Genomic DNA, 7,461 nt, shown 5'->3' with positions numbered 1-7,461 from the left:
CTCCAGGATCTCGCCCTTGACGTCCACCGTGATCTTCTTGGACAGGTCGCCCGCCGCCACCGCCTTGGTCACGTCGGCGATGTTGCGCACCTGCGCCGTCAGGTTGCCGGCCATGAAGTTCACCGAATCGGTCAGGTCCTTCCAGGTGCCCGCCACGCCTTGCACATCGGCCTGGCCGCCCAGCTTGCCCTCGGTGCCCACCTCGCGCGCCACCCGCGTCACTTCGGCCGCGAACGTGCCCAGCTGCTCGACCATCTTGTTGATGGTCGTGGCCGTGCGCAGGAACTCGCCTTCCAGCCGGCGCCCGTCGGGCTCCAGCGCCATGGACTTGGACAGGTCGCCCTGCGCCACGGCGCCGATCACGCGCGCGACTTCCGAGGTCGGGTGCACCAGGTCGCTGATCAGCGAGTTGATCGACTCGGCCGAGTCGCGCCAGAAGCCCGTCGCATTGGGCAGCTGGGCGCGCTCCTTGAGCTTGCCGTGCTTGCCCACCACGCGCGACAGGCGCGCGAGCTCCTGGGCCATGCGCACGTTCTCGTTGACCACGTCGTTGAACGCATCGGCCACCTTGCCGAAGACGCCCGGCCAGTCGGGCGGCAGCTGGGCGCGCGCATGGCCCTTCTTCAGGTCAGTCAACGCCCTGAGCAGGGCGCGGGTGTGCTCGCCGTTGACGTCGAGTTCGTCGACCAGCAGGTTGAGCGTGCCGAGCTGGTCCTGCCAGAACCCGGTGAGTTCCGGGTCCTCGACGCGGCGACTGGCCTTGCCGCCCAGGCGCGAAATGGTTTCGACCGACCGCAGCCGCTTGCTGGTACGCGCGGTCTGCGCGGAGAGCTCGTTGAATTCCCTGGCGATGCGGCCCCACGCGCCATCCCAGTCGGTCGGCAGGCTGACGCCGCCCTCGCCCCGCCGGAATGCGCCTAGCGCCTTGAGCAACAACGAGAGCTCGTTGTCGCGCTCCCCTGTCTTCGGGAGTTTGGCCACCACTTCCATTCCTGTCCCCATACATGAGCACCCCGCCATGGACGGCGGGGAGGAGGCGCAGCGTAGTGACTACCGACGGATGAGGCAACCTCGTCCATGCACGGATGGCCTGCAAAGCCAATGCCGGCGCGGGTCGTAGGAGCTCGCCTACAGGAAGACGGTACGGCGTACTACAAGGCGGGCGGCTCGTGCGAAGACGGCCGGGCGGTCGCTGGCGGAGCGGCGCACCTGTGCACGGCACAAGAAAAAAGGCCGCCTTCCGGCGGCCTTTTCAGCCTGGGCGCGTGGCGCTCAGTTCAACGGGGCCTTCTTGCCGCCCTTGTAGGTGTACAGGGTGGTGGCCGGGTTCTTCAGTTCGCCGTTGGGCTCGAACTGGATGGTGGCGGTCACGCCCTTGTAGTTGGATTTCTTCAGCTCGGGGATGTACTTCTTCGGATCCCAGGAGTTGGCGCGCTTCATCGCATCGACCAGCAGGTAGGTCGCGTCGTAGGTGTACGGGCTGTAGACCTGGAACTGGTTGGGGTACTTGGCGTCGTACTTCTTCTTCCAGGCCGTGCCGCCGGGCATCTTGGCCAGCGAGGAGCCGCCTTCGGCGCAGATCACGTTCTCCAGCGTCTTGGCACCCGCCGCCAGCTTGATGATTTCCGAGGTGCAGATGCCGTCGCCGCCGAAGTACTTGACGTTGGACAGGCCGAGCTGCTCCATCTGGCGCAGCATCGGGCCGGCTTGCGGGTCCATGCCGCCGTAGAAGATGGCGTCCGGGCTCTTGGCCTTGATGGCGGTCAGGATCGCCATGAAGTCGGTGGCCTTGTCAGTGGTGAACTGCTCGTCCACGATCTGCATGCCCTTCTGCTGCGCCGTCTTCTTGAACACTTCCGCGACGCCCTGGCCGTAGGCCGTGCGGTCGTCGATGATGGCGACCTTCTTGAGCTTGAGCGTGTCGGCCGCATACAGCGCCAGGGCGGCGCCCAGGGCGTTGTCGTTGGCGATGATGCGGAAGGTGGTGTTGTAGTTCGGCTTGGTCAGGTTGGGGTTGGTGGCCGCGCCGGTGACGTGCGGGATGCCGCAGTCGTTGTAGACCTTGGAGGCGGGGATGGTGGTGCCGGAGTTCAGGTGGCCCACCACGCCGGCGACCTTGGAGTCGCACAGCTTCTGAGCGGCGGCCGTGCCCTGCTTCGGGTCGGCGGCGTCGTCTTCGGCCTGGATCTCGAACGTCACCTTCTTGCCGCCGATGGTGATGTTCTGGGAGTTCAGCTCCTCGATCGCCATGCGGACGCCGTTCTCGTTGTCCTTGCCGTAGTGGGCCTGCGCGCCGGAGACCGGAGCCACGTGACCGATCTTGATCACCTCCTGTGCGGCCGCCAGGCCGCAGGCGGCGGCCATGGCGGCGGCCACCGTCAACTTCAACTTCATCTGCATGTTTACCTCCGAAAGTGGGAAATGGGTTGAGATCTTTTGTTAACTCAACGGCCGCGAACATAGCCGAATTCCCTCGGGCAAGCCATAAGGGGAAACGCACGGGAGCGAGCCGCCACAGCGGCACGCACCGGCCGCCGGCCACGCCGGATGGCCCCCTACGAACCGGGCTGGGGCGGCGCGCCGCCGGCGCGCGCCTCGGTGACCAGTTCGTCGGCCAGCGCCTCGGCGACGATGGCGGCGACGACCGCCTCCACTTCCTCGCGCAGCGCCGGCGCCAGTGCACGGCTGTGCTCCAGCACCACACTGGCGATCGCCTCCCGCAGGCGCTTGTCCAGCGTGAGGTCGATGCGCTGCATGATCCGGTGGACCAGTTCCTGCTGCGACGGGGTGCTGGCCGCCTTGGCCGTCACCGTGCCCGGCACGACTTCGGTCAAGGTCGGCACGTAGCGTGGCGGCGTACGGGTGGCCATCAGCGAGCCTGGGCCAGGTCGTGCTGCACGATGCCGTAGCCGCGGTCGGCGTAATGCCGCCAGCGGCGCCGCGCCAGCTGGCGGTCGTTGGCCTCGCCGGTCACGACTTCGATCAGGCGCTCGAAGCGCTCGAAGCCTTCGGGCACCGATCCGCCGAGGTTCACCAGGACCTGCTGGTGCGGCGCCGAGCGCGGCGACGCCGCCAGCACGACGGGCGAGCGGGCCTGCACCCGCTGGCCCTGGGCCGAACCATGGCAGTGCGGCACGAACTCCAGCGGACTGAACGACCAGAGGGCGATGTCCAGTTCGCGCAGCAGGCCGTCGTCGCCCGTCACCACCACCCGCGAGCCTGAACCATAGGCCTTGCGCAGCAGGCGGCAGGCGTAGCCCAGCTTGTCGGGCGCGTTGAAGTGGAACGCGACCTCGGTCATGTACGGATCAGGCTGTCGCCTTGCGGCGCTTGCCGCTGCCGGCCCGGGACTTCGCCGCGTTCCGGCCCCTGGCGGAACCGGAGGCGGACTGCTGTCCCAGCAGGTACTGCACCAGCAAGCCGACCGGTCGGCCGGTGGAACCCTTGGCCGCGCCGCCTTTCCAGGCGGTGCCGGCGATGTCCAGGTGCGCCCAGGGATAGCGGGCGGTGAAGCGTTGCAGGAACTTGGCCGCGGTGACGGCGCCCGCCGGTCGCCCGGCCACGTTGGCCATGTCGGCGAAATTGGTCTTCAGGCCCTCGCCGTATTCCTCGTCCAGCGGCATGCGCCAGCACGGATCGCAGGCCGCCTCGCCCGCTTCGTGCAGGGCGCGGGCGAGTTCGTCGTCGCTGGCGAACAGGCCGCTGCGGACCGCGCCCAGCGCGATGACGCAGGCGCCGGTCAGCGTGGCGATGTCCACCACCGCACGCGGCTTGAAGCGCTCGGCGTAGGTCAGTGCGTCGCACAGGATCAGGCGCCCCTCGGCGTCGGTGTTCAGGACTTCGATGGTCTGGCCGCTCAGGCTGGTGAGCACGTCGCCCGGCTTGAGGGCGCGGCCGTCGGGCAGGTTCTCGCAGCTGGGGATCAGGCCGACGACGTTGACGGCCGGACGGATGTCGCCCAGCGCGCGGAAGGTGCCCAGCACGCTGGCAGCGCCGCCCATGTCGAACTTCATCTCGTCCATCTCGGGCGCCGGCTTGATCGAGATGCCGCCGCTGTCGAAGGTGATGCCCTTGCCGACCAGCACCACCGGCGCCTCGGAGGCCGCTGCACCCTGGTACTTCAGCACGATGAAGCGCAGCGGCTCCTCGGAACCGCGCGCCACGCCCATGAGCGCACCCATGCCCAGCTTCGCCACTTCCTTGGGACCCATCACTTCGCACTGGAAGCCGTGTGCCCGGGCCAGCCGCTTCGCTTCCTCGCCGAGGCGCGTGGGCGTGGCCAGGTTGGGCGGCAGGTTGCCCAGCTCGCGCGCGAATTCGATGCCGTTGGCGGCGCCGCGCGCCGCATCGAAGCCTGCCTTGTGGTCGGCGGCGTTGCCGGCCACCGCAAGGGTCACGCGCTGCAGCTCGCGCGCTTCGGGCTTGGACTTGGTGGCCACGAAGACGTAGCTGGCCTCGGCCGTGCCGGCGACGGCAGCGCGCACCGCGCCTTCCGGCGCATCGGCCGGCAGGCAGACGACCAGGTGCTTCACGCCCTTGCTGCGCAGGGCGGACACGGCGGCGTGCACGGCGGACTGGATGCGCCTGGCACAGCCGTCGCCCGCGCCCGCCAGCACGAGACGGGTGGCCGCCACCCCGGCAAAGCGGTAGGCCTGCAGCAGCTTGCCGGGCTTGCCCTCGAAGTCGCCCGCCTTGCGCGCTTCCTGCACCAGCCGCGAGACCGGATCGGTGCCGCCCGTGAATGCCTCGGGCGCCACCACCACCAGGGCGTCGCACTTCTGCTTGGCCGCCTCGGCGAGCCCCAGTGCCTTGAGTTCGAAGTCCATAATCCCGTGTTTCTTCTCGCGAGCCGCGTTTCGCGCCGATGTTATTCCATTCCTCCCTGCGCAGAGAGCTGGCCCGCAGCTTCGGCGCGACCCTCGTGGTGCTGGTGACCATCGTGATGACGATGACCCTGATCCGCACCCTGAGCCAGGCCAACCGGGGCAGCGTCAACCCGCAGGAAGTGCTGATGGTCATGGGATACACGGTACTGGGTTACCTGCCGCCGATCCTGACCCTGTGCCTGTTCATCGCCATCGTCGGCACGCTCTCGCGCATGTACAGCGACAGCGAGATGGTGATCTGGTTCTCGGCGGGCCGCGGACTGTCGGCGCTGCTGCGGCCGCTCCTGATGTTCGCGTGGCCGATCCTGGCCGTGATCGCCGGCCTGGCGCTGCTGATCTGGCCCTGGGCCAACCAGCAGACGCAGGACCTGAAAGACCGCTACGGGAACCGCGGCGACCTGGAGCGCGTGGCGCCGGGGCAGTTCCAGGAGTCGGCCAGCGGCACCCGCGTGTTCTTCCTGGACAAGGACACGCCGGACAACAAGTCCGGCAAGAACATCTTCATCTCGACCGTCGAGAAGGGCAAGCAGACCATCACCACCGCCCGCACCGGCCGGGTGGTGACCCAGGGCGAAACCCAGTTCCTGCTGCTGTCCGACGGCCAGCGGCTGGAGACCCAGCTCGATGGCGGCACCCTCAAGATCAGCGAGTTCCAGGAACTGGGCAACAAGGTCGGCGGCGCGCAGCTGGGGCCGCAGGACAGCGCACCTTCCAAGACCCGCTCGACCTACGCCCTGGTGGCCAGTCCCAGCGCACCGAACCTGGGCGAGCTGGCCTGGCGCATCGGCCTGGCGCTGGCCGCCTTCAACTTCGTGGTGATCGCGATCACCGTCTCCAGCGTCAACCCGCGCGCAGGCCGCAGCGGCAACCTGGTGTTCGCGCTGTTCGCCTTCGTCGTCTACTACAACCTCCTGAACCTGGGGCAGAGCTGGATCGGCGCCGGCCGGGTGGGTTTCCTGCCGTTCATGCTCGCCCTGCACGGCGGCACCTTCGCGCTGGCGGCGCTCTGGCTGGGCAAGCAGCACAACAACTGGGCCCTGCGCCGGCTGCGGCTGCGCCGGCAGCCCGCCGGAGCCGCGGCATGAAAACCATCCGCCGCCTGATCTACCGGGAAGTGCTCTCGGCGGTGCTGTTCGTCGCCGCCGGTTTCCTGGCGCTGTTCTTCTTCTTCGACTTCGTCGACGAGCTGCCCAACGTCGGCAAGGGCGGCGTCGCCACTTACCGGCTGACCCAGGCCCTGCTGTACATCGCCCTGCTGCTGCCCAACCACCTGTACGAGCTGCTGCCGATCGCCGTGCTGATCGGAACCATCTTCGTGATGGCGCGGCTGGCACAAAGTTCGGAGTACACCATCCTGCGCACCAGCGGGCTGGGTCCCGGGCGCGCGCTGCGCACGCTGCTGGTGCTGGGCCTGGGCTTCGCCGCGCTGACCTTTGCGGTGGGCGACTACGTCACGCCGGTGGCCGACAAGGCCGCCCAGCTGCTGCGGGCACGCTACCAGGGGCGCATCAGCATCGGCCAGACCGGGGCCTGGCTCAAGGAGCGCCAGCAGCACTCCACCTACAACGTCAACGTGGCCGCGCTCGCGCCGGACGGGTCCATGCAGGGCGTGCGCCTGTTCGAGGCCGACGACCGCGGCCACACGCTCAGCACCACCACCGCACCGCGCGCGGTGTTCGGGGACGACGGCTGGGTGCTGCAGGATGCGGAGGTCACGCGCTATCTCACGCGCGGACCGTTGCCGGCGGTCGAGCACGAATCCTTGCCCGAGATGCAGTGGCCGACCCGCATCACGCCCGAGATGGTGTCGGTGGCGCTGCTCAAGCCCGACCGCATGAGCACCGTCGCGCTGTTCGAGTACATCCAGCACCTCGAGAAGAACGGGCAGACCTCGCAGCGCTACGAGATCGAGTTCTGGCGCAAGGTGTTCTACCCGCTCAGCTGCCTGGTGATGGTGGTGATGGCACTGCCCTTCGCCTACCTGCACTTCCGCGCCGGCGGGATCACCAGCTATGTCTTCGTCGGCGTGCTGATCGGGATCAGCTTCTTCCTGCTGAACAACGTGTTCGGCTACATCGGCAACCTGCGCAGCTGGTGGCCCTGGCTGACGGCGGCCGCGCCGGGCCTCCTGTACAGCCTGCTCTCGCTCGGCGCGTTCACCTGGCTGGTGCTGCGGCGATGACGCGCGGCATCGTCCTGCTGGGCCATGGCTCGCGCGACCCCGCCTGGCGCGAGCCGATGGACGCGATTGCGGCCCGCGTGCGCGAGAGGGCTCCGGATGCGCGGGTCGCCTGCGCTTTCCTCGAATGGCAGGCGCCCGATCTGGGCGCCGCCATCGACGCCCTGGCCGGGCAAGGGGCCACGTCGGTGAGCGTCCTGCCGGTGTTCGTCGGCCTCGGCAAGCATGTCAGGGACGACCTGCCGAAGCGTTTGGCGGCCGCTCGCGACAAGCACCCGGGGCTGGCGATCACGGCGCTGGCTTCGGTCGGAGAGCACGATGCGGCCATCGACTGCATCGCATCCATTGCATTGGGGTCTTAGTCAGTTACGGGCATAATAGGAGCCCGCTTAAGAC

Annotated in this window: 8 protein-coding genes; 3 read left to right on the top strand and 5 right to left on the bottom strand. The window is 68.4% G+C overall.

Features of this window, described 5'->3' with window-relative positions; all coding sequences use genetic code 11:
* From V6M57_RS12105 to V6M57_RS12085, 5 genes are all read right to left on the bottom strand, one after another.
* Nucleotides 1-990, bottom strand: a 990-nt coding sequence (locus V6M57_RS12105) for a HAMP domain-containing protein (RefSeq protein WP_332815244.1), incomplete at its 3' end; no start/stop codon positions are given.
* 282 nt (nucleotides 991-1,272) lie between these two features.
* On the bottom strand, nucleotides 1,273-2,400 hold the full coding sequence (locus tag V6M57_RS12100; RefSeq protein WP_332815243.1) for a branched-chain amino acid ABC transporter substrate-binding protein: 1,128 nt from the start codon (nucleotides 2,398-2,400) through the stop codon (nucleotides 1,273-1,275).
* Between the two features lie 155 nt (nucleotides 2,401-2,555).
* A complete protein-coding gene (locus V6M57_RS12095; RefSeq protein WP_332815242.1) occupies nucleotides 2,556-2,870 on the bottom strand; it encodes a hypothetical protein in 315 nt (104 codons plus the stop codon).
* The gene (locus tag V6M57_RS12090) at nucleotides 2,870-3,301 is read right to left on the bottom strand and encodes a DNA polymerase III subunit chi (protein WP_332815241.1); all 432 of its coding nucleotides are present in this window, start codon (nucleotides 3,299-3,301) and stop codon (nucleotides 2,870-2,872) included. The genes V6M57_RS12095 and V6M57_RS12090 overlap by 1 nt, the downstream gene beginning before the upstream one ends.
* A gap of 7 nt (nucleotides 3,302-3,308) precedes the next feature.
* Nucleotides 3,309-4,826 carry a leucyl aminopeptidase gene (locus V6M57_RS12085; protein WP_332815240.1) on the bottom strand — a complete coding sequence of 506 codons (1,518 nt, stop codon included), beginning with the start codon at nucleotides 4,824-4,826 and terminating at the stop codon, nucleotides 3,309-3,311.
* 38 nt (nucleotides 4,827-4,864) lie between these two features.
* Here V6M57_RS12085 and lptF point away from each other — a divergent pair, with 38 nt between their 5' ends.
* From lptF to V6M57_RS12070, 3 genes are read left to right on the top strand one after another with little or no spacing between them, the layout of a single operon-like run.
* Nucleotides 4,865-5,971 (top strand): LPS export ABC transporter permease LptF, encoded by a 1,107-nt coding sequence (gene lptF / locus V6M57_RS12080; RefSeq protein ID WP_332815239.1) that lies wholly within the window; start codon nucleotides 4,865-4,867, stop codon nucleotides 5,969-5,971.
* Entirely contained in the window at nucleotides 5,968-7,068 is a 1,101-nt protein-coding gene (gene lptG, locus V6M57_RS12075; RefSeq protein ID WP_332815238.1) for an LPS export ABC transporter permease LptG, read from the top strand. The genes lptF and lptG overlap by 4 nt, the downstream gene beginning before the upstream one ends.
* Nucleotides 7,065-7,427, top strand: coding sequence for a sirohydrochlorin chelatase (locus V6M57_RS12070; protein WP_332815237.1), 363 nt, complete (start codon nucleotides 7,065-7,067; stop codon nucleotides 7,425-7,427). Before lptG ends, V6M57_RS12070 begins: the two co-directional genes overlap by 4 nt.
* Nucleotides 7,428-7,461 lie beyond the last annotated feature (34 nt).

The organism is Ramlibacter sp. (assembly GCF_036676645.1).
Lineage (GTDB): Bacteria > Pseudomonadota > Gammaproteobacteria > Burkholderiales > Burkholderiaceae_C > Ramlibacter.
The sequence above is the reverse complement of the archived record's forward strand: the minus strand, read 5'-3'. Positions and strand labels throughout refer to the sequence as shown.